The following is a 1,170-nucleotide window of genomic DNA, read 5'->3' on the forward strand; positions in this document are numbered from 1 at the left end:
TCTGCGGGCCGCCGGCGCCGAGGCCGGCCGCTTCGCGCAGCCGGCGCGTTTCGTCGAGGATGCGATGCGCGCGCGCCCAGGCTTCGTCCTCGGTCGCGGCGAGGATCGGGCGGAACGACACGGAGAAGCGCACCTGCCGGCCGTGCTGCGCGGCTTCGGCGCGCACGCGCGTCGTCAGGTCGCGCACCTGGTCGAGCGATTCGCCCCACAGCGCGTAGACGTCCGCGTGCTTGCCGGCCACCGCGAGCGCCGCTTCCGATGCGCCGCCGAAATAGATCGGCACATGCGGCTGCTGGAACGGCTTCACTTCCGAAAAGCCCTGCTTGAACCGGTAGTGCGTGCCGTCGTGATCGAACGGCTGCGCTTCGGTCCAGATCCGCCGCAGGATGCCGAGGTATTCGTCGGTGCGCGCATAGCGCGCGTCGTGGTCGAGGAAGTCGCCGTCGCGTTGCTGCTCGCTGTCCGAGCCGCCGGAGATGAAGTGCACGGCGAGCCGGCCGCGGCTGAACTGGTCGAGCGTCGCGATCTGCCGCGCGGCGAGCGTCGGCGCGGTGAAGCCCGGGCGATGCGCGAGCATGAAGTGAATGCGCTCGGTCGCGGCGGCCGCGAACGCGATCGTCAGCGTCGCCGACGGGCCGGTCGAGTGGTGCGGCACGAGGATCCGGTCGAAGCCGGCCGTCTCGTGTGCGCGTGCAAAGTCACGCACGTAATCGGGATCGACGACAGGGCCGGACGGCGGGTGGATTTCCGACTGCTTCTGGCTCTGGATCATGCCGATGAATTCGACGCTCATCTGGGTCTCCGGTGCAGGGACGACCCGGCGCGTGGCCGGGCAGGAATGGAGCGCAGGTTAACGCCGCGATCATGCGAAACGGAAATAATCAATCCCGATTTGAATATCAGATTTGCATGGTTTGGGTGGGGGTGCGCTGCGCATACGCTGTGGGCTCACGAACGATCGGACGCGCGGGCGCCGGCGAATCCGGCGCGGTGCGTTCCGGATCGCCGATTTCACGAGAAACCGCGCCGCGCGGCGATCGATTGCCGCGATTGTCGCGATTGCCGCCTGTCGGTATCGCTTTCCGTATTACCCAGGGAATCCGTCTCGATGTCCGCCAGCCTTGCCGCTTCCTCGCCGTTGCCGCAGCCGCGTTCGCTGCGCCTCCTGTC

At 68.0% G+C, this 1,170-nt stretch carries 1 protein-coding gene; it reads right to left on the bottom strand.

The features are described 5' to 3' along the window. Window positions 1-793, bottom strand: a 793-nt coding sequence (locus G3N93_RS39785; protein WP_206135499.1) for an LLM class flavin-dependent oxidoreductase, incomplete at its 3' end; no start/stop codon positions are given. Window positions 794-1,170 lie beyond the last annotated feature (377 nt).

It is taken from the genome of Burkholderia sp. Se-20378 (assembly GCF_017104665.1).
Taxonomy (GTDB): Bacteria; Pseudomonadota; Gammaproteobacteria; order Burkholderiales; family Burkholderiaceae; genus Burkholderia; species Burkholderia lata.